Genomic DNA, 22,064 nt, shown 5'->3' on the forward strand with positions numbered 1-22,064 from the left:
ACGAATCGGGGGGTGGAATCAAGGCCGGACGGAGAGGAAACCCTCACCCCCGCTTCATCCTCTTTGCTTCAGGAGCCTCCTGACGCGGGCGGCCAGTTCCACCGGAGAGAAAGGCTTGGTGACATAGTCGTCCGCGCCCAATTCGAGACCCCGTACCACGTCGGCTTCATTCCCCAACGAGGTGAGCATCATGACCGGCTTCTTGGCGAGGGACGGCTTCTTCCGAAGCCGTTCGAGCAGTTGGAAACCATCCATGTTCGGCATCTGAACATCCAAGAGGAAAAGTTCCACTGAAGGATCATCCGATCCAGCCAGTGCGGCCTCCCCGTCCGGATAGTGAATCACTTCGAATCCATCGTTTCCCAATCTTTGGGTCACCACCGTGGTGACGAGAGGATCGTCGTCCGCGATCAGAATCTTCCGCGTGGCAACCGCGACCTCATCATCCACCGCTGTTACCCGATTCCTTCCGGCCGCCTTGGCCTTGTAGAGCAGACGGTCCGCCGACTCCAGAGCTTCCTCCAGTTCGGCCCCCGGCCGCACGTCGGCCACTCCCGCGGAGAACCGGACTTGGAATGAGCGGCCATCTCCCGCTTGGAGCACCAAATCCCGGACCTCTCCGAGCGCCTTTTCAAGCGCCGCCCTGGCTCCCTGTCGATCCGCATCAGCAAATACAGCCACGAACTCCTCGCCCCCCACCCGGGCGAAGATGTCGGCCTGACGGAGGCTTTTGCTGATGACACCCGCCGCCGAACGGAGCGCTTCATCCCCGGCGGCATGTCCGTAGGTGTCGTTGATGGATTTGAAGTGATCCATGTCGATGATGCCGATGGACACCGGCTCTTTTGCGCGTTGCGCGCGGGCCTGGGCGAGGCCGAACGCCACCCTGAGGGAGGCCCGGTTGAGCAGGCCGGTGAGTGGATCGCGGCCGGACTCCTGCAATGAAGCTCCCGCCCGCTGAAGCCGGGCGGATACCAGGGAAGCGAGGAGATCGATTTGAAACGGTTTGTCGACGTACTCGTCGGCCCCGAGCGCCAGACATTCCGTTCTCGATTGGCGGTTTCTTAGGGCGGAAAGAACAATGATCGGAACCGAGGCCATCTCCGTTTGCTCGCGCAGTTTGAGAAGGAGATTCCGGCCGTCCATGTCCGGAAGCACGATATCCAGGATGATCAGGCTGACCGGGGTCCTCGTCAGGATCTCCTGCGCCGAGGAGCCGCTGTAAGCCACCAGGATCCGGCGCGCCTCGGACGTCAATTCTTGCTTCAGCAGGCGGCCAATCGCCGGATCGTCATCCACCACCAGCACATTCGTCTTGGGAACGTCCCCGCCGGCCACGACCTCCCGCAGCGTCACGAGAAGCCTCTCCAGGCAGGCCGCCACCCGGTCGTCCGGGGCATCCTCCACTTTGCCCGCGGATTCCGTGATCTCCGGAAATCCGTACGTGGCCCCGGATCCCCGAAGGGCGTGTGCCATCCGTCGGATGGAGTCCGCGGATTTCGCTTCGTGATGGACAAAGGCCGATCTCGCCGCCTCCAACGCCTGGATTTGGGAGGACATCTGTTCCCGGTACCAGCTCTTGAGGCTCTCCAAACTATCCACGGTTCATGCAGGCCGAAGACGGCCCGTTCAAGGAGTGGCGCCGGAGGCCGCGCGGCCCCAGATTTCCCGCACCCGGCCCGGCAGACTCATCGGATCGAAAGGTTTGGTGATGATGTCTATGGCGCCGAGGCTCCTGAAGTGCGCCACCTCCTGCGGCTGCGCTTTGGCCGTGATGAAAACGACCGGAATACCGGCGAGATCGCGCGACCCGCGCATGGCCCTCAAGGTTGTCGGCCCATCCATCTCCGGCATCATGACATCCATCAGAACGAGATCAGGCTTGAACGGCCCGACCTCGCGAAGCGCTTCCGCTCCGGAGGAACAGACTTTCACCGTGAAGCCGCCGACCGATTCGAGTGAGACTTTCGCCACCATCTGAATGCTGAGGTCGTCCTCCACCAGCATGATCCGTTTCAACTCGGCTCCACCCATGGCTCAACTCCGGGGATGGCCCCCTCCCAGGACCGACTGGATGGTCGCCAGGAGCTGCTCATTGGAGGTTCGAGCCTTCACCAGCGAAGCCGCGGCCTCTTGCGCCTCCTGACCGGTAATCTCATTCGCTGAAAAAATCACGACCGGGACAGAGGGTCCCAACCGGGATTTGATGAGCGGAACGAGATCCCAACCGGAGCCGTCCGGAAGCCCGAGATCCAGGATGACCAGATCGAATACCCGATCCTTCAGACTTTCGCGGGCCGTTGCGAGGTTCGCCGCCCAAGATACCTCGGCCGTGCTTCCCAAGATGGATTGGACGACCCGGAAATTGTCCGGATCGTCCTCCACGTGGAGGATGGACAGGTGCCCCCCTTTTTCTTTTCGAGTAGCGCGCGCAAGGGCGTTCTGGAGCCGGCCTGGGTCGATGGGTTTGGAAATCCAATCGATCACGCCGAGGGCGTCCCCGTTGATCTCCCGCTTTCCGTCCTGCGCCTTTACGGAGACGACCACAATCGGGAGTTCGGCGGTATCCTCCCGGCTCCGCAACTCTCGTATCAGCGAGATCCCATCCTGCCCTGGGAGCATCAGATCGAGCGTCATGGCCTCGTACCGGCCTTGCGCGAGAAACTCCTTGGCCTCGGCGGCGGAGTGGGCCACGTCCGTCTCGCAGCCGGACTGCGCCAGCATGAGCTGGAGGAGTCGGCCGATGTCCACATCATCTTCGCAGATCAACACTCTTCGTTTCCCGGTGTCGACCCCCACCGGAACTTCGGGGGTCTTCGCGACCGCGGGGAGATCCACATGGAACGTCGTCCCCTTACCGAGTTCGGTCTCAAAACCGATCTCCCCCTGGAGCCGGTCCACGATGGCCTTGCAAATACTCAGGCCCAGCCCGGTCCCTTCCTTTTGGCGGGTGTCCGAAGAATCGGCCTGCGCAAACTTCTGGAAGATTCGCGCGCGAAAGGCCTCTGGGATTCCCGGCCCGTGGTCCGTTACGGAAATCCGCACACCCTTGGGGTGAGACCGCACCGCGACCCGGACCGATCCGCCCGCCGCCGAGAATTTGACCGCGTTCGAGAGCAGATTGGTCAGAACCTGAGCGAGCCGATCGGGATCCACACTCACCCTTGCCCCTGGAAGGCGATCGGTCAGTTCGAGACGGACCTTGTAATTATCCCCGAAGCCCCTCGTGGACTCCAGGGTCTGATCGATCAGGGCCATCAGGTCCACCGGCTTGACCTGGAACGGCATTTTGCCCGCTTCGATCTTTTCGATGTCGAGAATGTCGTTGATCAACCTGACCAGGCGATCGGTATTGTTCACCGCGATGTCGATCATTTGTTTCACGCCATCGGGCAGGGATCCGACCACCCCGCCCGCGATCAGCCCGAGCGATCCCCGGATCGAGGTCAGGGGTGTTCGAAGTTCGTGGCTCACGATGGAAATGAATTCGTTTTTCATACGCTCGATCTGCTTGCGCTCCGAGATATCTTCGACCGTGCCTTCGTAATAGGACAACGCCCCACGTTCGTCGTACACCGCCCGCGCGTTCTCGGAGATCCAGATGACGCTGGAGTCCTTGCGCCTGACTTGGGATTCGAAGTTTCGGACCTGCCCCTCGCGGGCAAGCAGTTCGCGGAATTCCTCGCGGCGGCCGGGCAGGACATAGAGCTGCCGGGCGATGTCGGAAAAGCCGCGGATCAACTCGGCGGGAGAATCGTACCCATAGATGCGAGCCAGGGCGGGGTTGGCGCTGATATATTGCCCGTCCGGGGTCGTCTGGAAGATTCCTTCCAACGTGTGCTCGAAAATACTGCGGTACTTCCTCTCGGCGCGACGGAGACCATCGATAAAGGGGCGCGATGCCCAGACGACCAGCAGAATGGCAAGCATCGACTCGACGAGGACAAGGGCCACAATGGCCCTTCGAACGGGGCGCACGCGGGACTCGATGGAATCGCGGTCCAAGCCGATATGGAGGGTGAAGCCGCGTCTCAATTCCACCGGAACATCGATGTAGGCGGCCCGGCCTCCCTCCTTCACCCGCTTGGCCACAAAGCCCGGTGGAGGTCCTCCTCGCTCTTCCCAACCGGCGCCCGCGAAGGCCCGCGCCGTTACGGCCCCCGCCGAATCGACCACCTCCACGTAGGCGAGGCCGGGCATGCGCACCAGTTTGTTCAGCACGCCGCTCCCCACTTCCTGATTGGATTCAATCGAATCGTTGAGGGAAGTGACGAGCGAAGAAGCGATGGAGCGACCCCATGCGACGGCTTCTTCGCGAAGGGCCTCGGCCACCTGCCTGACGCCGTAGGTCGCGATTCCCAAACCGGCGGCCAGCAGGAGGAGGCTCAGCAGCCCCACCCTTAGGGCGAGGGAGATGCGTGAACGTTCACTCCCTTCCATGATCGGTGCTCCCCGGTGGTGTAATGGTGATCCCGTCGGTCCACTTATGACCCGCAAAAAAACCCACGTCTCGCATGGCTTGTTTCCCCGTGGTCTTCAGGCTCAGGATGACGGCTCTCCGGCCCGAAAGACTTCGGACTGGAGGCAAGGATAGGTGATATGGCCTGCAAAGTCCAGCCGGGAAAGGTCGTGCCGGCGGAAGGTCAAATCGTCTCGAGAACGCGGTTGCGTCGGAGGAACATGCGCCAGGCGACCAGAGCCACCACGATTCCCCCGCCCAGAATCGCGGCATGAGGAAGGAGGAGCGAGGCGTCAAAGACCAGCGGCGCAGGATGGACCGCGGGAACGACGATCAGGTACTTTTCGATCGCCCCGCCCACCAGCACCAGAATCGCCACGAAAGACAGCGCGCCCACCGAGTGACGCACCTGAGTGTTGATCAGCATGAAGAACGGAAGGAACAGCTTCACGATCATCATCGCCCAGAAGAGCCGGGGCGCCCAGTTCCAGATGCGGAGATTCACCGGCTCGATTTCGTGAGGAATGTTTCCGTACCAGTAGACCATGTAGAGCGAGAATCCGGTGTAGATCCACACGAAGGTGAATCCGAGCAGGAGCTGTCCCATGAAATCGAACTGCTGGAGGTTGATCTTGGGTCCCATCGGGGAGCGTCTGAGGAAGGCGAAGGTCAGGATGGCGGCCGCGACACCCACTTGGAGGCTGCCGACAATGAACCAAGGCGCAAAGACCGAGGGATACCAGTGGCCGATCAGGTTCGAGCCGAAGTCCCAACTCAGAATCGTCTGCGCCGTGAAGAACATCATGATGGTGAACGTGCTGAGAACGATCAACGACAACGGCTTCAGGGTCCTGCCCTTGAAGAAGAGGGCCATGCCCAGGAGGTAGAAAATGAGATTGACCATGATGTTCCGGAATGCCAGTTGGGGAATATTCAGCCAGTAGGCGTCTTCGTGACGGCCGAGCCAGGAGAAGATGTGGTGCCGGCCGACCAGCAGCGCGATCAGGAGGGCAACCGCCAGCGGAGCGAACATGACCATGGATTCGAGGACGGGCTGGAGCGGCCGCGGCCAGGTGGATCGGGCGACTCGGAATACGGCCGAGAGAGCAATCCACGCCTGGGAAATCCCGATGAGGTACAAGGTGGTGGCGACCAGCATTCCCCACTGAGGTGAACCCATCCACGCCGCGCCGGTCTCGTGCATCACACCCCCCCTGCTTCGAGCATTCGGATGTCGCCGCCGGCCTTCTTGAGGTGGTTCTGGACTTGAGTCAGGTGACCGTCCGGACACTCGACGAAGAGAACCAGCTTGTCCTCACTCGCCCTTTCTTCATAGAACGACACCTTCCGTCTCCATCGGCGCGTGAGAAGGACCAGGCCCGTGAACGTCCCGATGAAACCAAAAAGATTGGCGCACTCATACGCGATGACCAGCGCCGGAGGGATCGACATGATCGGTTTGCCCCCCGTCATGATGTTCGCCAGAAAGAACGTTCCCAGTACCAGCGTCAATCCGAACAGGATGCCGAAGGCGGCCCCCAGGCCGGAGAAGAACCATACCCGAGCGCTCTTGGGCTTCAATTCCATCTGGATATCTTCATAGGGAATCGGTGATTGGCAGAGCATTTCCCTGTAGCCGGCCTTCTTCAACTCCCGGATGGCGTGCAGGGCGGTTTCCGGATCGGGAAAGATACCGCAGGCGTTTACCATTGCGGCGTGATCCCGTGACCCCGTGACCCCGTGAGCCGGCTAGTGGCCATGGAGTTCCTCTTTGACTTCGTACATCGAGACGGCCGGGCAGACTTTGGCGAATATCAGGAGCAGAAACGCGAACATCGAAAACGTTCCGATCACGATGGACGAATCCACCCACGTCGGCTGGATGTCGCCCCACGAGGCCGGGATGTAGCTCCGGGTCGTGGAGATGACGATCATCACGCGCTCCAGCCACATGCCGAGATTGATCAGGATCGACGTGACCAGAAGGAACGGCGCCGAGCGGCGGAACCGGCGGGAAATCAGGAACAGCGGGAGCACGCCGGCCGTGGCCACCATCGTCCAAAAGTGAACGCTGGAGGGCCCGCTGAACCGCGACAGCACCACGTTCTTGTGGAACACGTCGCCGCCGAACCACTCGGGCAGGATTTCCATGAGGGAGAGGTAGAACCAGATCAGGTAAATGGCGAAAATGAGCTGCGCCAGTTTGTCAAGGTGATCGTCCGTGATGATGTCTTTCAACCGGTAGAACTTGCGCATGATGATCAGCAGCGTGGCCACCATGGCGACGCCGGAAAAGATGGCTCCGGCCACGAAGTATGGGGCGAACACGGTGCTGTGCCAGCCGGGTTGGATGGACATGGCGAAGTCCCACGACACGATGCCGTGCACGGTGGGTACGATGGCGGTGAGGAAGGCCGCATAGATCGAGTACGCTTTCCCGAAGACCCACCATTCCCGGTTCGTTCCTTTCCATCCCAGCGCGAGCGCGCCGTAGATCGACCGTTTGATCCCCTTGCTGTTGTCCCGCACGATGGCGAAATCGGGGATCATGCCGAAATAGAGGAAGATGCTCGAACCGACAAGATAGGAGGTGACCGCGATGGTGTCCCACGCGAGCGGCGAGCGGTAGTTTGGCCACAATCCGCGCTGGTTGGGATACGGCAGGAGCCAGTAGAACTTCCACACGCGGCCAAGGTGAATGAGCGGGAACAGGGCCGCGCACAGGAGGGAGACGGTCGTCATCGCCTCGGCGATCCTGTACAGCGGCTTTCGCCATTGAACTTTGAGCAGGTGGAGGATGGCCGACAGCAGCGTTCCCGCGTGGCTGACGCCGATCCAGAACACAAAGGTACCGATATACAGGAACCACATCGAGGGGTGACGCTTGCCCGAGACTCCCATGCCCTCATCGATCTGCACGTACCAGGCGTAACCCATCCAAACCACCAGGCCGCCCGTGACCATCACGGCGAGGACGTAGAGCGGACTGAGACGAAACATCGTGCGGAGGACGTCTCGATTGACATCCGAGAAACTGATGCGCGGGCGATGGGATTCCATGTCAAACCGTTACTTTCTTCAGGTATGTTACCGATGGGGCGACATTCAACTCTTCCAGGACTCCGTAGCCCCGCGGGTCCTGCGCCCGTTGGGTCACCTGCGCCGCCGGATCCATCAGATTCCCGAAGACGATCGCGTCCGCCGGACACGTTTGCTGGCAAGCCGTTACCACTTCGCCGTCGCGGACCGGCCGGCGCCCTTCATCTTTCGCCCGATCGCTCGCCACCCGGATGCGCTGGATGCAGAAGGTGCATTTTTCCATGACGCCGTCCACCCGGATGCGGACATCGGGGTTATGCTGGAGCTCCAGCGGCGATTCCCACATCTTGTAGTGCTCGTACCAGTTGAAGTAGCGAACTTTGTAAGGACAGTTGTTCGAGCAGTACCGGGTGCCCACGCACCGGTCGTACACCATGACATTCAGTCCCTGCTGATTGTGGTTCGTCGCGTAGACGGGACACACCGGCTCGCACGGGGCGTTTTCGCAGTGTTGGCACATCATCACCAGGAACAGCGCGCCCGGGCCCTGTCCGGTCAACCGATCCTGCTCATCCGGCCAGTATCGCTCCACGCGGATCCAGGAGAAGTTTCTTCGCTTGGCGCAGCTCTCCTCCCCCACCACCGGGATGTTGTTTTCGGAGCTGCAGGCCACCATGCAGGCGCCGCAGCCCGTGCACTTGTCGAGATCGACGGTCATGCCCCATTTGACGGCTTCGCCGTGAAGCGGCTTTGGCGCAGCGTGATGATGGCTGATCGCCTGGAGTTTTTCAGCGGAAATGGTCTGGAGGACCTCCGTGCCCATGAGTTGGGGGCTCCCTTGGGAACGAACGATCCGACCGCGGCGACCCGTCGGCGAGATTTTCACGGCGGTTGCGGCCAGCGCCAGCGCGCCCGACTCCGCATCCGCCTTCAGTGAAAGGATCTGGATGGGATTGGCTCCGCGCCCGCGCGCATATCGGCCCAACGCCTGGTGGCCCTGCCCAATCGGGAAGGCCACCGTATCCCGGCGAATTCCCGGATACGCAAGCACCGGTCCCTCGATGGCGCCTTCAACCGATTCGACGCGAACGATATCTCCCTCCCGGAGGCCCAGCTTGGCGACCGTATCGGGATGGAGTTCCACCCAAGAGCCCCACACGACCGTCGTCAGCGGATCGGCGAGCTCCTGGAGCCAAGGCAGGTTGGCGTGGCGGCCATCGTAAAACTTCGTGGAGGCGTACGGATAAAATGCAAATGGAAATTCGGGGGACGATCCCTCGGTCCTGATTGCGGCAACGCCGATGTCCTTCGCGGCTTGGAGCCATTTGGACTCGGAAGGAGCCGCTTTCTTGTCGCTCGAAGACGCCTGCCACCATCCGCCTTGAGCGACGGCCTCCGTCCATGCTGCATCCACATCCCCTTTCTTGTTCATTCCCTTGTAGAGCTTCTTCCATGCGTCTCGGATGAAGGCCTCCGAGGAGTCCGCCGGTTTCTTGAAGCCGAGTTCGCCCATCAGTCCGAGAAGAACATCTTCGGGCTGGCGCAGTTCCGGCGACGGCTGGATGACAGGCCGGGCCAGGTTCATGACCGTGGAGCCCACCGGTGCGGCCGGAACGGAATCCCACCAGCTCTCGAGATGAGTCGTCATCGGAAGGACCACATGGCAAAGCTCGGCGGTTTCGGACATGAAGTGGCCGAAAAACACTCTCAGGTCCGCCTTTTCCAACGCTTTCGCGAATCCCAGCCGCTCGGGCAGCGTGAAAACAGGGTTGGTGTCGATGAAGAGCACCACGCGGGCTTGCCCGCTCTCGAGGGAATCTTTCAGGCGTGAGAGGGAGGCCAGATCGGTGAGCGTTGGCAGAAGCTCCGAGGGAAGAGGCGCGTCGCCCTTTCCACTTCGCTCCAAGGACGATGAGTCGAAGGCCCATGGATTCTTGGCATCGAATCGGACGCTCTCGCCCAAGTTCCCGGTCAGCCAATTGAGAAGTTGCGCCGCCATGGCAAGCGCGGTTGAATTCGTGGATGCATTTGAGCCGGCGATGACGCAGGCCGGTTTCACCCGCGCCAAGTCGCGGGCGGTGGTCACGATCAGCTCTTGGGAGACGCCGCTCATTTCGGCCACGCGCTCCGGCGAGAATCCGGACAGCACGGCCTTCCACGCCTCGGAGTCCACGCTTGTCTGATTCAGGCCCTCTCCGACGATGACGTGGGCCATTGCAAGGGCCACGGCCACCTCGGTGCCCGGTTTCGGCGCAATCCACGTGTCGGCATTGGCGGCGGTGAGCGACATGCGCGGCTCAACGTGGACCAGGCGCCCGCGGGCGTCACGCCCCGTTTTCCCCTGACGGAATTCACCGTAGGCATGGGTGTAGTGCACCGGGGAGAGCCACGTGCCCAGGAGATCCGCGCCGAAGGAGAGAACAAAATTGGACTCGGCCAGGTTGTAGACCGGGAGATCCGACCGATCGAACAGCATCTGATTTGCCTTGCGGAGCGGTTCAGCCGAGAGAAGCTCATGTACAACGAGGTGATCTGCGCCGGCGCCGAACTCCTTCAGGAACGCCTGAAGCAGCGTCTTTCGCGCACCCGACACGTGGGAAGTAACAATGTAGATCCGCTCGGACTCGCCCCTCTCTTTGAGGGTCTTCAGATGCCCGGCGACGGTTTTCAAGGCCTCGTCCCACGTGATCTTTTCGAGGTTGCCGGTCCCGTTCTTCTGGAGCGGTGCACGCAGGCGGTCCGGATTGTAGACGAGCTGAAGCCCGGCCTGACCCCGGGCGCAGACTCTGCCGTGGCTGACCGGATGGAGAGGATTGCCCTCGATTTTCTTGGCGTTCCCTTCAAAAACCCTCACCTGGATGCCGCAGCCCGCGGAGCACATATGGCAAGTCGTGTTGATCCACCGGCTCTGGTCTGGGAGGTAGTCGGCCGGATAAGCGATGGGCGAGACGAACTTCTTTTCGGTTTTGACGCAGGCGGTGACGGCGGCCGCGGTGGCGGCAACTTTCAGGAAATCGCGGCGATCCATCCCGGCTTCGGCGGCGTGAGTCGGCCGCGCCGGACTCCTGTCCTCTTGCGGCACTTCCTCCCTCCTGGAGCTCGTGAGGCGTGAGTCGTGAGTAGGATCGCTTGGGTTGGCACACGAAGCCTTCCCACCCCCGCACGCGCAGGTGGATTCTGATGGGATTTTCACCTCAGGACTCATCACTTCCTACTTGTGGCACGTCCAGCAATCTTGCGAGCCGCCCTTGTCCTCGTGCAGCTTGTGGCAGTTGAAACACCAGCCCATCTGGAGCGGGGCCTCGCGCGTGAGAACCGCCATTTTCTCGACCGCCCCGTGGCATTCCTGACATTGGAAACCGGCCTTGACGTGCCGCTTGTGCGAGAATCGGATGAAATAGGGAAGCGTATGGACGCGCGCCCACTCCACCGACTCTCCCTTGTCATAGTACTCACGCAGCTTCTGAATGCCGGGCTTGTCCAACCCGATCCCAAGATGGCAGCCCATGCAGAATTGGAGCGGCGGCGCCCCGGCCTGTTCTGATCGCTCCGCGAAGATATGACAGGCCGTGCAGGGCAGCCCGAGTTGGCCGTTCGCCACATCGGTTCCGGCGTGGCGGTCATGTGGGAAATTGATCGGTTGAACCGGCGCGGGATTTCCAAACTTTGGTGTCATGTAAGGTCCATAAACGAGAAGAAAAAAAGCAACCACACACCCTCCGGCGAGGATGCCCAGACCTGCAACGACTTTGAAGAACTTCACGACGTAACCCGAACTCGCGCGTCAAGTAGCATTTCAGACCGTGGGTGTCAAGAAGATTTTGGCGGCGCTCCGAGAGAGCCTGCGACGGGCATTCGGCCCGCTCAGGATGACGGCGCTGGGGCCGGATGGCCGATCCGCTCGCCGTCCCTGAAGCACAGCGAATGGGACGATTCGGCGGGAGCTGCGCTCCCCGAACCGTCACTTCTTCGCTTGGCCTGCCGCGGGTTGCTGTTTGGCACCAGGTCGCAGAATCGTCTTGAAGATTTTTCGCGGATGGGGTTTGCCGAGCATCGCCCGCAGTCGCCGTTGAGCCCGCTTCAGTTTCTTCGTCAGGCCCCGGCCCGCTTTGGCGGCATCGGCTTTCTTCCCATCGGCGATTTTCTTCAGACGGTCCTTGTAGACGCTGATCCGCTTTTCGATGGTTTCTTTCGTTTGGTTCGCCATGTTTAGTACACGGGTTGTGAATCGTCTTTGATCGACAGTTTTTTCGCGGCGGCGTCGAACACCTGTTGATCGGCGCCGCGTTCATTGAAAACGTGACATGAATTTCGAAGGACGGGGTTCTGTATTCCGAGCTGACGGCGTTCCTCCAGATCGAGCTCGATGCCCCGCACGTTTTTCTCTCCATAGATGGACGAAACGGCGGCAAAGAGCGAACGCAGCGTCGTCTCGACCAGCTCATACAAGTGCGTACACCCTTCGCTTTTCGGAATGGTTTCCTTCACGTGGCGGAGGATCCCCTTCTCGAAGATGAAGAGGCCGACAAGCCCTTGGAGTCTCAACACCGCGGCCTGACAGAGGGGATAGGGATGGCGGTCCATCTTCGCGGCGATCTTTCGGATGGTCAGGGCCTTCTTTTCCACGAGGATGGCGAGCTGCATGTCGTGGTAGCTATCGTGCATCCGCGTGATCGCCACGAGCCCTTCCTTCGGCTTGTAAACGTCGGTGGTATAGGTCCGGCCGAAGGTTTGCTTTTGATACTTCGCCAGGTCCATGAGTTCGTCCAATGCAGTCATAGGCGATGAGACGGACGCGGGAACAGCCACGAAAGGGAGTCAGTTGCCGCCGAACAGAGCGCGAAGGATGCCGCCGAGGTGGCGGAGTTTGTTGCCGGCGCCTCTGCGGAAAATGAGCTGCATGCCTTCCTTGAAAATGTGGAACTTTTTCTGATCGTATGGATACCAATACGGACGCGTCTTGATCCAATTCGGGAGGTGATCCAGGTGAAGATGCTTCGGATAAACAAATTCCATCAGGCCGATCCGCGAGTGCGAGGCGCCGATGCCGCTCTCCTTCATCCCCTGCCAGGGCGTGTCGGTGAGTCCGTACGTATAGGCGTGATCGTTCACGCACACCGTGCCCGCGTCGATCCGTGCGGCGACGGCTTCGGCTTTCTTCCGGTCCTTTCCCCACACGCTGGCGGTGAGGCCGTAGTTGGAGTCGTTCGCGAGGGAAACCGCTTCATCGTCGCTTTCATAGGTAGCTATGGGAAGAAGCGGGCCGAAGGTTTCCTCGCTCATGCATTTCATCTGATGATTCACGTTCACGAGCACCGTGGGTTCGTAAAAGAATCCTTTGGGGCCGGGCTTCTTGCCGCCGACGAGAACCTGAGCGCCCTTCCCCACCGCATCGCGCACGTGATCTTCCGCGGTTTGAAGCTGGCCCTCGTTGACCATCGGGCCAACGTCGACCGCATCCGACGTGTACGGCCCGATACGGAGCTTCTTCGCCTCCTCCACCACTTTCTCGATGAACTTCGGCGCGATGGACTTGTGGACGTACACGCGCTCGACCGACGCGCAGACCTGCCCGCAGTTCGTGAATGCACCCCACACGGCGCCTTTTGCCGCCAGATCGAGATTGGCATCCGGCATGACCACCATCGGATCCTTCCCGCCGAGTTCGAGGACCACCGGGATTAGATGGCGGCCGCACGCTTCCATAATTTTCTTTCCCACGGAGGTGCTGCCGGTAAAGACGACTTTGCGCACGGGCGGGCGACACAGAACTTTCTGAGCGGTCGCGCCTGAGGTGACCACCATATTGAAAACGCCCTGTGGGAGCTTCGCGCCCAGTTCGAAAATCTCCTTGATCCTGCGCCCCACGAGGGGCACGTCCGACGCGGGTTTGAAAACCACGGTGTTACCGGCCAGGAGCGAGAAGACGAGACCGGACATGGGCAACGCGAAGGGGAAGTTCCAAGGCGAGATGACGGCGACCACTCCAAGCGGCTCGTATACGATCCGGCTCTTCTTGATGGGGATGGGCATCATGTGGAGCTTGATGTCCTGCGGCGCCAGGACCTCTTCGGCCTTTTTCGACCAGTGGGAGATCAGATCGGCCACGGTGAAAACGTCGGCCACGAGGGCCTCGATCCGAGGCTTGCCCATTTCCTTGGAAATCGTGTCCACGAGGTCGTCCACATGGTCAAGCATGTAGTCGCATCCCTTGCGGAGGTATTCCCCGCGTTCGCGAACGGTGAGCTTGCCCCACGTCTGAAAGGCTTTGTGCGCGCTGAAGACGGCGCTCTCGACCTCCTGCTCGCCTGCCAGCGGGATTCGCTCGATTTCCTCCAGCGTGGCGGGGTTGATGGTGGGAATCACCGCGGAATTGGAGGCGTCTCTTACGAATGCCATATCGCGGCTATATAGCCCGAAGACTGGCGTTTGTAAACAGGAGTGAGCAGGAGCGGATCATGATCTCGATCGGAACGGGACTGATTTAGTCCTTGAACGCGGCCTTCAGGATGCCGTAGGCGCGCCGCTTTTCGGCGGTTTCCAAGCGACGGAGGAGATCGGTGAGTCTGGGCTCAATCTGGTACGACTTGGATGGTTTACCCGCCGCTTCCGATGCCGAGAGTTCGTCCAACGTTTTCCCCAACGCGTGAGAGAGTCGATGCGCCACCGCCAATCGGACGCTACGCTTCCCGTTTTCTATTTCAGATAGGTACTTGTTCGTAATCCCGGCTCGCTCGGCAATTTCCTCCTGGCTGAGATCCAACTCCAGCCGCACCCGGCGGAGGTTCCGCCCAAAGCGCCTCACGAAATCGCGATCCCTGCTTTCCACCATGACAGGATCTCCACCTCCCATCAACAACGTAATCCATGATCAGTAGATTGACATATTTACCGTACAATGGAATGATCTCGCGCATGGAAGGGGGAGACCCCGATCGCAACCCGGTGCCTACCAGGAGGAGCACTTCGACCAGACCCAACTCGTCGACCCGCGAAGCCGGCCGGGAGATCGCCGAATTGATCGGGATCGCTTTGGAAGGAATCAGTCAGCTTCTGGATTCACATGGCTGGAACAGCACGGAGGCGATGGCGCTCCGGACGTTGACAAAAATTCTGGAGAACGCGAAGAGACGGGCGGAGGAGTTGGGAACGAGCTAGTGCTTTCGGCCGCGGCGTGAGCGGGCGCCGTTGCCGCCAAGATGACCGTTCGTCAGGACTCGCCTCAAGAATACATTGTTGGTCTTCAGCAGCTCGGTCTGCCTCTCCTGATTTCTGAGAATCGTCACTCCCACTTTGCCAATAGCCTCAAGAATCCGGGCAATTTCCTTCCGATCTTCCGCCGCTTGCCTGCGATCGCTCTCCCAATTCTCTTCCCATCGCTCGCGATCCTCCTCCCAGCGCTGCCGCCACTCCTTGCGATCCTCGGCAGCCTGTCTGCGATCCTCGGCAGCCTGTCTGCGATCCTCGGCAGCCTGTCTGCGATCCTCGGCAGCCTGTCTACGATCCTCGGCAGCCTGAAGCCGGTCCTTTTCGGCCTGAACTCGGAACACGCGGCCCTCTTCAGCGAAGCTTTGGGTGGTCTTCTCGATTCGGCTGAGGATGGCCCTAATGGAATCCTGATGACCCCGTTCCTCAATGTTCATGGCTTCACGGTACCACCGCCACGCTGGAGCTGTCAAGAAACGAGGCTGACGCCTCCAGATGATCCATGATACGATGGCCGAAATGGGAGGTGTGTGTGGCGCACTGGGAAAACAGGCCGGAAGAGAATTGGAAGAAATTCAAATTCAACCAGCCGTATGAGAAGGGTCTGAAGCGGCTGAAGGAGGAAGTTCTCGCCAAAACCGATTTCGATCCGGCCACGCTCTGGCAGTGGGGCACGATGCAGGCCATGGCGGTGATCCGCATTCTCAAGGACGTAGAAGCGGCGTTTGGCGCGAAGGGACAGGAAATCGTCGGCGAGGCAATCCGCAAGATCGGGCTCGATGTCGGCCGCCAGATTGTGATGGGCTTCACGCGACCGGCCGGGGTCACGGATGAAGAGCTGCTCAGTTTCTACGCCACCGTCATCAATCGAATCGCCTACGCCTCCCTCGAGGATCCCAAGATCGACGGCAAGGGCAAAGTCAGTTTCCATATCGTCTGGTGTCCCCACCAAGACCACTACAAGGCGTTCGACTGCCGCGTGCAGCGGTACTTCGTTCAGGGAATGATGGACGCCCTGCGGGAGTTGGGCGAGGACCAAGGCTGGCAGGTGAAGTTCACTCAGACGATCCCCGCCGGCGCGGAAACCTGCCATTTCGAAATCTGGAAAGCCACGGAGCAGGAGAGGACCGACTGGGCGATGTACACCGAGGCTCTCGAAAAACGCGCGCTGGAGGTTGCCGCCGAGAAAAAAGCGGCCGGAGCTTCCCGCGATTGACCGAGTAACGTATTTCTTGGGGACGTTCTTGACATTAGACATTACAGGTTGCGATACGCTTCTTTTCGGTGACGGATTCGCGTAAGGATAATTGTCTTCGACGCGTCGTCGATTTCATAGATGACTCGGTAGTCTCCCGACCGCAACCGATACACCTTATCAGATCCCTGGAGCTTCTGTACGCCGGCCGGGCGCGGACTCACGGCAAGGGTTCCGATCCTTCCATCCACCTGCTTTTGAATCTGCTTGGGGAGAGACGAGAACTCCGCCATCGCTGAGCCGCGAAATCCAATGGCGTGCAATCGCACGCCTCGTCACGCTAGACCGAGTCGACGTCGAACCTCAGTGTATGGAATAACCGACTCTCTGGAACGGCGACGAACCACGGCCAAGTCCGCACGGTCTTCGAGCAACCGGAGCAGACGTTCGTACCGGCCAAGAGGCATGACCACGTGTTTGCGTCCCCTTCGATCCGTAACAACCCTGACCCCAACTGACATGATTGCATTATAGCCTCCTCCCGAATGGGCGCAAACACCCGTCCCCGGCGAATATGGCTTTCGGATTGGGGGCGTAACCCTGGGGACCGCACGAGTTCGAGGGTCTCCGGCTCAATAACCGTCGTTTTCGGCCTTTCCGCACTCCTCGGCTCATCGATCCCACACGGACAGTATGTCTCTCGACTGATTCCGTGCCGGCTCCGACCGACCTCGCGACTTCTGATCACCTCAAGTTCACCACAGAAAACCAAGGTACCGACTGGATGTGCTATAATTCGATTTACGAAGATGGAACTGAAAATATCAGCAGCGAAGGCGAAGCAAGGTTTTGAGAATGTTCTCAATCGTGTAGCGTCTGGCGGCGACGAGTATGTGATCGAGCGAGGGGGGAGGGCGGTTGCCGCCCTTGTGCCCGTTGAGAGGCTGAAGCAGGTGAGGAAAGCGGCCCGCCTGCGTCTCCTCGAGATCCTCAAGAGGAATCAAGAGGCCAACCGGTTCGCGGCCCCGACTGAGACTGAGCGCCTTGTGAATGAAGCCGTGGCCCATGCCCGAGCGAGTCGGCGGGACAGCTAGACTCGGCATCATCCACGACCATTGCCAGTCGTACTCGACGCAAACGTGTACGTAAGCTCGCTCCTCCAGCCCATGGGCCCCTCTGCCGAGATCTTTCGTTTGCTTCTTATGGAAAACGCTTTCGAACTCGTGGTTTCGCCTGGCATCTTGGACGAGATCAGGCGTGCCCCGGGCTACCCTCGTGTCAAGAAGAGGCTGAAGTCCGGCCAGAAGGAAATCGAAGAATACCTCCTATCTCTTGAAATACTCTCCTCGGTTGTGAGGCCGAGCGCGATCCCGGAGGTGCTGGATACGGATCCGGACGACAACCAGTATTTGGCCTGCGCGAAGGAAGGGGGCGCGGAATTCATCGTCTCCGGCGATTCACACTTGCTGGAGCTGAAGGAATTCGAGGGTGTAAAGATCGTGACCCCGCGAGATTTCATCACGCTCCTGAATTCGGCAAGGTAAATCTTGGCCGTGCGGAGAGGCGGCGTTTTTCTCACGGAGAAAGTCCCCGCTGGAGAGTGTTGAAATGACACGAGACAAGAACGGGCCCCGGACTCCCTCGTTCCCCCACTTACTTGCGCCGAGCGCGATCCGTTACTAACAGACCCCATGTCGTTTACATGCAATCAAAAGAGTTCGTCCATTGTTTCAACGGTGACCCAAGATAATACGCACGCACTCGATTTCATCGGAGTGGACGCGTATTTCCCACTCACGAATTCGCGCGAGGCCGCCTATGAGCAGATCTTCGCCGGCTGGGGAAAGCATGCCGCGGAGGTCCTCAAGACTTTTTTCACCGCGCCATGAAACCCGGACCCTCGACCACCGACGCCGAAGCCGAACGCCATGTGGGCCAAATCGCCGGCGAGCTTTCCCGCCGTTCCTTCCTCTTCGGCGTCGCAGCATCCGCCTGCGGTTTCGCCTGCATGGCCGGGACCGGCTGTGCCCGAATCGATCCAAGACTTCCCGGAATCGACAGAGACGCCGCGGGAAAACTCGGCAAGGCCACCTATGCCCGGCTTCACGCGCTCGCCGACACGGTGCTGCCTTCTCGCGAGGAGGCCCCCTTCGATGCCGCTTCCTTGGGCGTGGCGGAGCGCCTGTCCGCCATGTTTGTCTCACAGGGACGGCGAATGCCGATGGTCATCCGTGGCGCGATGTTCATACTGGAGTATCTGCCGCTCGTGACCGATCGCAGCGGTGCGGCCTTCTCTCGTTGTTCGCGTGAGAAACGACAAACGATCCTCCGGGCGTGGCTGGATTCGCGGTCCCGCCTCAGAAGGCTCATCGCGTCCTCGATGCGAAAAGCCGTCATGTTCTCCGCCTATTCGCATCCTGACACGTGGTCCATGATCGGATACGGTGGCCCTTGGGTATCAGCCGACCGTCCCCCCACATCGGTCCACCCTCTCGGCATGGGCGTCTCGCCCGATTCCATCTCTGCGCGTTCCAATGATCCGGGGCGGCTCGAATGGGGGTCCTTGCTTCGATGAATCGGATTATCGATGGCCGGTCCACCGACTTCGAGCGGGAAATCCGATGCGAGTTCGCCGTGATCGGCACCGGTGCGGCCGGCAGCGTTGCGGCTCGAATTCTCGCCGCAGCGGGAAAAAACGTTCTCATGATCGAGGCCGGGCCGTTTGTAACTGAGAAGGGGTTCAATCAGCGGGAGGATGAGATGTACGGCCTTCTCTACGTGAACCATGGGACGCAGGCCACGGTGGACGGTCTGATCGGCGTTGCGCAGGGGAGATGTGTCGGCGGATCGACGGTCATCAACGGGGGAGATCTGGAACCGACCGCCCAGCCCGTGTTCGAGTATTGGAGAAGGCATCACGACCTCGAACCGTGGAACTATGCCGAGTGGCACGCGGCGGAGCAGAGGGTGATGGCCGCGATCGGAGCCAACAGGATTCCGGATGCGCTCGTGACGCCGGATGCGCGCGTGCTCTTGCATGGTGCCTCATCGCTCGGATGGAAGGGCGGCATTTTCATGAACAATCGGGTGGGCTGTGTGGGAGCCGGCGCCTGCCTGATCGGTTGCTCGTACAACGCGAAGCGGAGCGCGCTCATCACCTATGTTCCTCAAGCCTTGTCGGATGGAGCACGGCTGCTTCACCACGCCCCGGTCGAGTCGATCCGCCCCGATCAGGCCGGCTTCGAAATTCAGATCGGCACTCCACTTCCCGTCAGGGTCCATGCCGACCAGATCGTGTGCGCCGCCGGCGCGATCCAAACGCCCATCCTGCTCGAAAAGAGCGGGCTGGGTGACCGATCCGGATACGCCGGCAAACACCTCAGTCTCCAACCGCAGGTTCCCGTTCTCGCGCGTTTTCGCGAGCCCGTGGGATCGTTCTACGGCATTCCGCAGATCGCCTATGTAGACGAGTTTGAAACGGCCACGGAGGACGCCGGCTACGGCGGCTTTCGATTGGAGTCCGCCTCGCCCGGACCGGGCGCGGCGGCGGCGCTACTACCCGGCATAGGAATCGGCCACCTGCGCGATCTCTCACAGTTCGACCACTACGCAGCCTGCATGGTGCTTGTGCCGGACAAGCCCGCGGGCTCGGTTCAGCCCGGCATCGGGAGCCGGGCGGCCATCCGGTACCCGCTATCGGAGGATGTTGTCAGCCGAATGCGGATGGGCATGAAGGCTGCCGCGCGGGCGTATTTCGAGGCGGGTGCCGTGGAGATCCTCCTCCCATGGGAGGATCGCCCCCGCCGCGCGGCTGATCTCTGGGCCGCGGAGGCAATGATCGCATCGGTTAAGTTCGAAGGTGGACGTGTCCACCTAATCAGCGCCCACCCGCAAGGCACAACGCGGGCAGCGAGGCGCCCCGACCGCGGCGTGGTCAATGAATGGGGCGAGCACCATCAGGTGAAAGGCCTCCACGTTCTCGATGCCGGGATTTTCCCAACAACGTCGAGCAGCCACACGATGGTTCCCATCATGGCCGCCGCCGACATGTTGGCGAGGCGGATGGTTGGGACTTGAGTTCGATCGCCGCCGGGTACTACCGGGCTTTTTTCGAAAACGTATTTCTCCGGTAGCCGCAGGCTTTAGCCTGCGTCCGAAGACGCACCCTCAAAGGGTGCGACTACCAAGAAATCGCTCGAAAACCACAGGGTTTTCAAACAAATCCTAGCCGGGAGAAGTCATCGCGGTGCCCGTTCTTGGAGATCCCTTCCCTCCTGCGTTGTCGAGCACCCGAAGAAATTCCCGGGCGAATCGATTCGCATCACCCGGCCAGCGGGCCGAAACGTAGTTCCCATCCACCACGGCGAAACCGCGCTCGGGCCTTGAGGCTGAATCCCGCCGGAGGCTCATCGGGCCGCGGATAAAATCGTCGCGACTCTTCAGCACGGATCGAACTTCGTCCTCCACCGGCGTCGGGTATGTCCTTATGTAATTTCCGAGCCACGCCGCTGTGATGGCCCACCCGGACAGCTCCATGCTCTTGAGCAGGGCCGTCGTTTTCCGGCCGTAGAGCACCGAGCGCCCCGTCTTCGGTGAGACCACGCGCGCAGGAATGAGAACGCCGTGACAGATGGCTCCCGCGGGTTTGTCGGCTTCGAAAAAATGCGCCACTCGCTTCTGGAGTTCGGGGGATTCCAGATACGGCTTCATTCCCGGCGCGTGTCCACCGGGAAGGATCAGCCCGTCGAAGGCGTCCGGAGCGATTTGCTCGTAAGAAATGGGACTCCCGAATGCGGGGTCTTTTTCCAGCCGACCGTACAGCTCCCGCCCTTCTTCGCGCGCCGCGAGGAACGGCTTGAAGGGCCCGAATCCCTTTCCAGTCAGAACGCGCGGATCGGCGTGTCCGCGCTTCCCCGAAGGCGTGGCGAACTTCACCTCATACCCGGCCGCCGTGAGCACACTCCACGGCACGGATACTTCTGTCGGATCAAAGTCCGACTCGGGCAACGCCATCAAAACCACGGTGTCAGAGATAGCACGGCGGAAGATTCTCACGCAAACAGCCTCGGACAGCCATTGACATCATGATGCATAGTATGTAGCATCATGATGTGCGAACGACGCTGACCCTCGATCAGGACGTGGCGGCCAAGCTGAAGTCCCGCGCCCGTCGCCTCGGGAAACCCTTCAAGGAGGTGGTGAACGAGGTCCTGCGGACGGGCTTCGCCTCTGAGAAACCCCCGGGTCCCCTCCCGCCCTTCGAGGTGAAGACCCGGTCTATGGGGCTGCGCTCCGGAATCAGCCTGGACAACATTTCGGAACTCCTCGAACAGATCGAGGGGCCGTCGCACAAGTGATCCTCGTAGACGCGAACCTCCTCCTGTACGCCTATGACGCGGGCTCGGAACACCACGAACGAGCACGGGCGTGGTGGGAGGAAGTCCTTTCGTCGCCGTCCCCGATCCGTGTGGCCTGGATCACGCTTGTGGCTTTCATCCGAATCGGCACGCATCCCCGTGTCTTCATCCAACCCCTCAGCATCGAGGAGGCAATTGGCCACGTGTCAGCGTGGATGGCGCGGCCCATGTTCGGCGCTCTGGAGCCGGGAGACGGTCACTGGGAAATCTACGCGCGCCTCCTGAAGGAATCGCAGTCCGGCGCCAATCTCGCCCCCGACGCCCACGTCGCCGCGCTGGCGCTCGAACACGGGGCGGCTCTGGCTACCACCGACCGGGATTTCCAACGCTTCCCCGGTCTCAAGACCCTCAATCCGCTCAATCCCACCCGTCCACTTCCGTAAGTTGAGGGAAGGGACTCGACTGCTCAAGCGGCAGCGGCGGGGACTCGGGCATGAACGGAGTGGACGAACCCGTCCTGCGGTAGGGGCTTCCCTCGCCTCATAAGAGTCCGCAAATAGAGTTCAACGGCCTCCTGTGCATTGGCGAGTGCTTCTTCAAATGTGCCGCCCTCGGTAACGCACCCCTCCAAGGCGGGGAAGACTACCGTGTAGCCGCCCTCCGGCTGGGAAAGGAAGTGGGCCACGTATTGCATGACGGTCGCCGTCATTCGGAGCTTACCCCCATCGTTTGGACAGATTTCAGCCAAAGTTAAGCTATAGGAATTCTTTGTCAAGTTCTTGATTTCTTGGTCCCCCGCCTTCCTGGG

Annotated in this window: 25 protein-coding genes; 9 read left to right on the top strand and 16 right to left on the bottom strand. The window is 60.6% G+C overall.

Translation table 11 applies throughout. The annotated features are described in order from the left end of the window. Positions 1-54: 54 nt before the first annotated feature. From HYT87_05595 to HYT87_05650, 12 genes are all read right to left on the bottom strand, one after another. Positions 55-1,602, bottom strand: a complete 1,548-nt coding sequence (locus tag HYT87_05595) for a response regulator (protein MBI2059228.1) — start codon at positions 1,600-1,602, stop codon at positions 55-57. A 27-nt stretch (positions 1,603-1,629) separates the two neighbouring features. Further along, positions 1,630-2,034, bottom strand: a complete 405-nt coding sequence (locus HYT87_05600) for a response regulator (GenBank protein MBI2059229.1) — start codon at positions 2,032-2,034, stop codon at positions 1,630-1,632. Positions 2,035-2,037: 3 nt separating this feature from the next. After that, positions 2,038-4,440 carry a response regulator gene (locus HYT87_05605; protein MBI2059230.1) on the bottom strand — a complete coding sequence of 801 codons (2,403 nt, stop codon included), beginning with the start codon at positions 4,438-4,440 and terminating at the stop codon, positions 2,038-2,040. Positions 4,441-4,643: 203 nt separating this feature from the next. Beyond that, positions 4,644-5,666, bottom strand: coding sequence for a polysulfide reductase NrfD (gene nrfD, locus HYT87_05610; GenBank protein MBI2059231.1), 1,023 nt, complete (start codon positions 5,664-5,666; stop codon positions 4,644-4,646). Beyond that, positions 5,663-6,169: a DUF3341 domain-containing protein gene (locus tag HYT87_05615; protein MBI2059232.1), complete on the bottom strand. Its 507-nt coding sequence runs from the start codon at positions 6,167-6,169 to the stop codon at positions 5,663-5,665. Before HYT87_05615 ends, nrfD (HYT87_05610) begins: the two co-directional genes overlap by 4 nt. A gap of 39 nt (positions 6,170-6,208) precedes the next feature. Next, a complete protein-coding gene (gene nrfD / locus HYT87_05620; protein ID MBI2059233.1) occupies positions 6,209-7,519 on the bottom strand; it encodes a polysulfide reductase NrfD in 1,311 nt (436 codons plus the stop codon). Between the two features lies 1 nt (position 7,520). Beyond that, positions 7,521-10,580: a molybdopterin-dependent oxidoreductase gene (locus tag HYT87_05625; protein ID MBI2059234.1), complete on the bottom strand. Its 3,060-nt coding sequence runs from the start codon at positions 10,578-10,580 to the stop codon at positions 7,521-7,523. Between the two features lie 129 nt (positions 10,581-10,709). Then, positions 10,710-11,261 carry a cytochrome c3 family protein gene (locus tag HYT87_05630; GenBank protein ID MBI2059235.1) on the bottom strand — a complete coding sequence of 184 codons (552 nt, stop codon included), beginning with the start codon at positions 11,259-11,261 and terminating at the stop codon, positions 10,710-10,712. Between the two features lie 198 nt (positions 11,262-11,459). Further along, on the bottom strand, positions 11,460-11,705 hold the full coding sequence (locus HYT87_05635; protein ID MBI2059236.1) for a hypothetical protein: 246 nt from the start codon (positions 11,703-11,705) through the stop codon (positions 11,460-11,462). A 2-nt stretch (positions 11,706-11,707) separates the two neighbouring features. Then, a complete protein-coding gene (locus HYT87_05640; protein ID MBI2059237.1) occupies positions 11,708-12,277 on the bottom strand; it encodes a DUF2889 domain-containing protein in 570 nt (189 codons plus the stop codon). 39 nt (positions 12,278-12,316) lie between these two features. Then, the gene (locus HYT87_05645) at positions 12,317-13,897 is read right to left on the bottom strand and encodes an aldehyde dehydrogenase family protein (protein ID MBI2059238.1); all 1,581 of its coding nucleotides are present in this window, start codon (positions 13,895-13,897) and stop codon (positions 12,317-12,319) included. Between the two features lie 85 nt (positions 13,898-13,982). Beyond that, on the bottom strand, positions 13,983-14,330 hold the full coding sequence (locus HYT87_05650) for a helix-turn-helix transcriptional regulator (GenBank protein ID MBI2059239.1): 348 nt from the start codon (positions 14,328-14,330) through the stop codon (positions 13,983-13,985). An 83-nt stretch (positions 14,331-14,413) separates the two neighbouring features. Here HYT87_05650 and HYT87_05655 point away from each other — a divergent pair, with 83 nt between their 5' ends. After that, entirely contained in the window at positions 14,414-14,656 is a 243-nt protein-coding gene (locus HYT87_05655; GenBank protein MBI2059240.1) for a hypothetical protein, read from the top strand. Here HYT87_05655 and HYT87_05660 read toward each other — a convergent pair. Then, the gene (locus tag HYT87_05660; GenBank protein ID MBI2059241.1) at positions 14,653-15,141 is read right to left on the bottom strand and encodes a hypothetical protein; all 489 of its coding nucleotides are present in this window, start codon (positions 15,139-15,141) and stop codon (positions 14,653-14,655) included. The genes HYT87_05655 and HYT87_05660 overlap by 4 nt on opposite strands. Before the next feature lie 65 nt (positions 15,142-15,206). On the opposite strand from HYT87_05660, the gene HYT87_05665 reads away from it, so the two are divergent. Continuing rightward, positions 15,207-15,920 carry a hypothetical protein gene (locus tag HYT87_05665; protein ID MBI2059242.1) on the top strand — a complete coding sequence of 238 codons (714 nt, stop codon included), beginning with the start codon at positions 15,207-15,209 and terminating at the stop codon, positions 15,918-15,920. Between the two features lie 41 nt (positions 15,921-15,961). Here the strand turns inward: HYT87_05665 and HYT87_05670 are convergent, their stop codons facing one another. Then, positions 15,962-16,192 (bottom strand): type II toxin-antitoxin system RelE/ParE family toxin, encoded by a 231-nt coding sequence (locus HYT87_05670; protein MBI2059243.1) that lies wholly within the window; start codon positions 16,190-16,192, stop codon positions 15,962-15,964. A gap of 516 nt (positions 16,193-16,708) precedes the next feature. On the opposite strand from HYT87_05670, the gene HYT87_05675 reads away from it, so the two are divergent. The 5 genes from HYT87_05675 to HYT87_05695 all read left to right on the top strand — a co-directional run bounded on the left by HYT87_05675 (position 16,709) and on the right by HYT87_05695 (position 19,976). Beyond that, positions 16,709-16,993, top strand: coding sequence for a type II toxin-antitoxin system prevent-host-death family antitoxin (locus HYT87_05675; GenBank protein MBI2059244.1), 285 nt, complete (start codon positions 16,709-16,711; stop codon positions 16,991-16,993). Positions 16,994-17,014: 21 nt separating this feature from the next. Further along, on the top strand, positions 17,015-17,443 hold the full coding sequence (locus tag HYT87_05680; GenBank protein MBI2059245.1) for a putative toxin-antitoxin system toxin component, PIN family: 429 nt from the start codon (positions 17,015-17,017) through the stop codon (positions 17,441-17,443). A gap of 192 nt (positions 17,444-17,635) precedes the next feature. Continuing rightward, positions 17,636-17,788, top strand: a complete 153-nt coding sequence (locus HYT87_05685; GenBank protein MBI2059246.1) for a hypothetical protein — start codon at positions 17,636-17,638, stop codon at positions 17,786-17,788. After that, entirely contained in the window at positions 17,785-18,474 is a 690-nt protein-coding gene (locus HYT87_05690) for a hypothetical protein (GenBank protein ID MBI2059247.1), read from the top strand. The genes HYT87_05685 and HYT87_05690 overlap by 4 nt, the downstream gene beginning before the upstream one ends. Beyond that, positions 18,471-19,976, top strand: a complete 1,506-nt coding sequence (locus tag HYT87_05695) for a GMC family oxidoreductase (protein ID MBI2059248.1) — start codon at positions 18,471-18,473, stop codon at positions 19,974-19,976. The genes HYT87_05690 and HYT87_05695 overlap by 4 nt, the downstream gene beginning before the upstream one ends. 147 nt (positions 19,977-20,123) lie before the next feature. On the opposite strand, the gene HYT87_05700 is transcribed toward HYT87_05695, so the two are convergent. Then, positions 20,124-20,912 carry a DJ-1/PfpI family protein gene (locus HYT87_05700; GenBank protein ID MBI2059249.1) on the bottom strand — a complete coding sequence of 263 codons (789 nt, stop codon included), beginning with the start codon at positions 20,910-20,912 and terminating at the stop codon, positions 20,124-20,126. A gap of 98 nt (positions 20,913-21,010) precedes the next feature. Here HYT87_05700 and HYT87_05705 point away from each other — a divergent pair, with 98 nt between their 5' ends. After that, the gene (locus tag HYT87_05705; GenBank protein ID MBI2059250.1) at positions 21,011-21,256 is read left to right on the top strand and encodes a DUF2191 domain-containing protein; all 246 of its coding nucleotides are present in this window, start codon (positions 21,011-21,013) and stop codon (positions 21,254-21,256) included. Then, positions 21,253-21,699 (top strand): type II toxin-antitoxin system VapC family toxin, encoded by a 447-nt coding sequence (locus HYT87_05710; GenBank protein MBI2059251.1) that lies wholly within the window; start codon positions 21,253-21,255, stop codon positions 21,697-21,699. Before HYT87_05705 ends, HYT87_05710 begins: the two co-directional genes overlap by 4 nt. A gap of 23 nt (positions 21,700-21,722) precedes the next feature. On the opposite strand, the gene HYT87_05715 is transcribed toward HYT87_05710, so the two are convergent. Further along, positions 21,723-21,950 carry a type II toxin-antitoxin system HicB family antitoxin gene (locus HYT87_05715; protein ID MBI2059252.1) on the bottom strand — a complete coding sequence of 76 codons (228 nt, stop codon included), beginning with the start codon at positions 21,948-21,950 and terminating at the stop codon, positions 21,723-21,725. Between the last annotated feature and the right edge of the window lie 114 nt (positions 21,951-22,064).

The organism is Nitrospirota bacterium (assembly GCA_016180645.1).
In the GTDB taxonomy this organism is placed as follows: Bacteria; JACPQY01; JACPQY01; order JACPQY01; family JACPQY01; genus JACPAV01.

Bases quoted from the DNA above. Each gene is read 5' to 3' on its own strand.
- HYT87_05600 (MBI2059229.1), bottom strand. From the start codon at position 2,034: ATGGGTGGAGCCGAGTTGAAACGGATCATGCTGGTGGAGGACGACCTC.
- HYT87_05605 (MBI2059230.1), bottom strand. From the start codon at position 4,440: ATGGAAGGGAGTGAACGTTCACGCATCTCCCTCGCCCTAAGGGTGGGG.
- HYT87_05615 (MBI2059232.1), bottom strand. From the start codon at position 6,169: ATGGTAAACGCCTGCGGTATCTTTCCCGATCCGGAAACCGCCCTGCAC.
- nrfD (MBI2059233.1), bottom strand. From the start codon at position 7,519: ATGGAATCCCATCGCCCGCGCATCAGTTTCTCGGATGTCAATCGAGAC.
- HYT87_05635 (MBI2059236.1), bottom strand. From the start codon at position 11,705: ATGGCGAACCAAACGAAAGAAACCATCGAAAAGCGGATCAGCGTCTAC.
- HYT87_05640 (MBI2059237.1), bottom strand. From the start codon at position 12,277: ATGACTGCATTGGACGAACTCATGGACCTGGCGAAGTATCAAAAGCAA.
- HYT87_05645 (MBI2059238.1), bottom strand. From the start codon at position 13,897: ATGGCATTCGTAAGAGACGCCTCCAATTCCGCGGTGATTCCCACCATC.
- HYT87_05650 (MBI2059239.1), bottom strand. From the start codon at position 14,330: ATGGTGGAAAGCAGGGATCGCGATTTCGTGAGGCGCTTTGGGCGGAAC.
- HYT87_05655 (MBI2059240.1), top strand. From the start codon at position 14,414: ATGGAAGGGGGAGACCCCGATCGCAACCCGGTGCCTACCAGGAGGAGC.
- HYT87_05660 (MBI2059241.1), bottom strand. From the start codon at position 15,141: ATGAACATTGAGGAACGGGGTCATCAGGATTCCATTAGGGCCATCCTC.
- HYT87_05665 (MBI2059242.1), top strand. From the start codon at position 15,207: ATGATACGATGGCCGAAATGGGAGGTGTGTGTGGCGCACTGGGAAAAC.
- HYT87_05670 (MBI2059243.1), bottom strand. From the start codon at position 16,192: ATGGCGGAGTTCTCGTCTCTCCCCAAGCAGATTCAAAAGCAGGTGGAT.
- HYT87_05675 (MBI2059244.1), top strand. From the start codon at position 16,709: ATGGAACTGAAAATATCAGCAGCGAAGGCGAAGCAAGGTTTTGAGAAT.
- HYT87_05690 (MBI2059247.1), top strand. From the start codon at position 17,785: ATGAAACCCGGACCCTCGACCACCGACGCCGAAGCCGAACGCCATGTG.
- HYT87_05695 (MBI2059248.1), top strand. From the start codon at position 18,471: ATGAATCGGATTATCGATGGCCGGTCCACCGACTTCGAGCGGGAAATC.
- HYT87_05700 (MBI2059249.1), bottom strand. From the start codon at position 20,912: ATGGCGTTGCCCGAGTCGGACTTTGATCCGACAGAAGTATCCGTGCCG.
- HYT87_05715 (MBI2059252.1), bottom strand. From the start codon at position 21,950: ATGCAATACGTGGCCCACTTCCTTTCCCAGCCGGAGGGCGGCTACACG.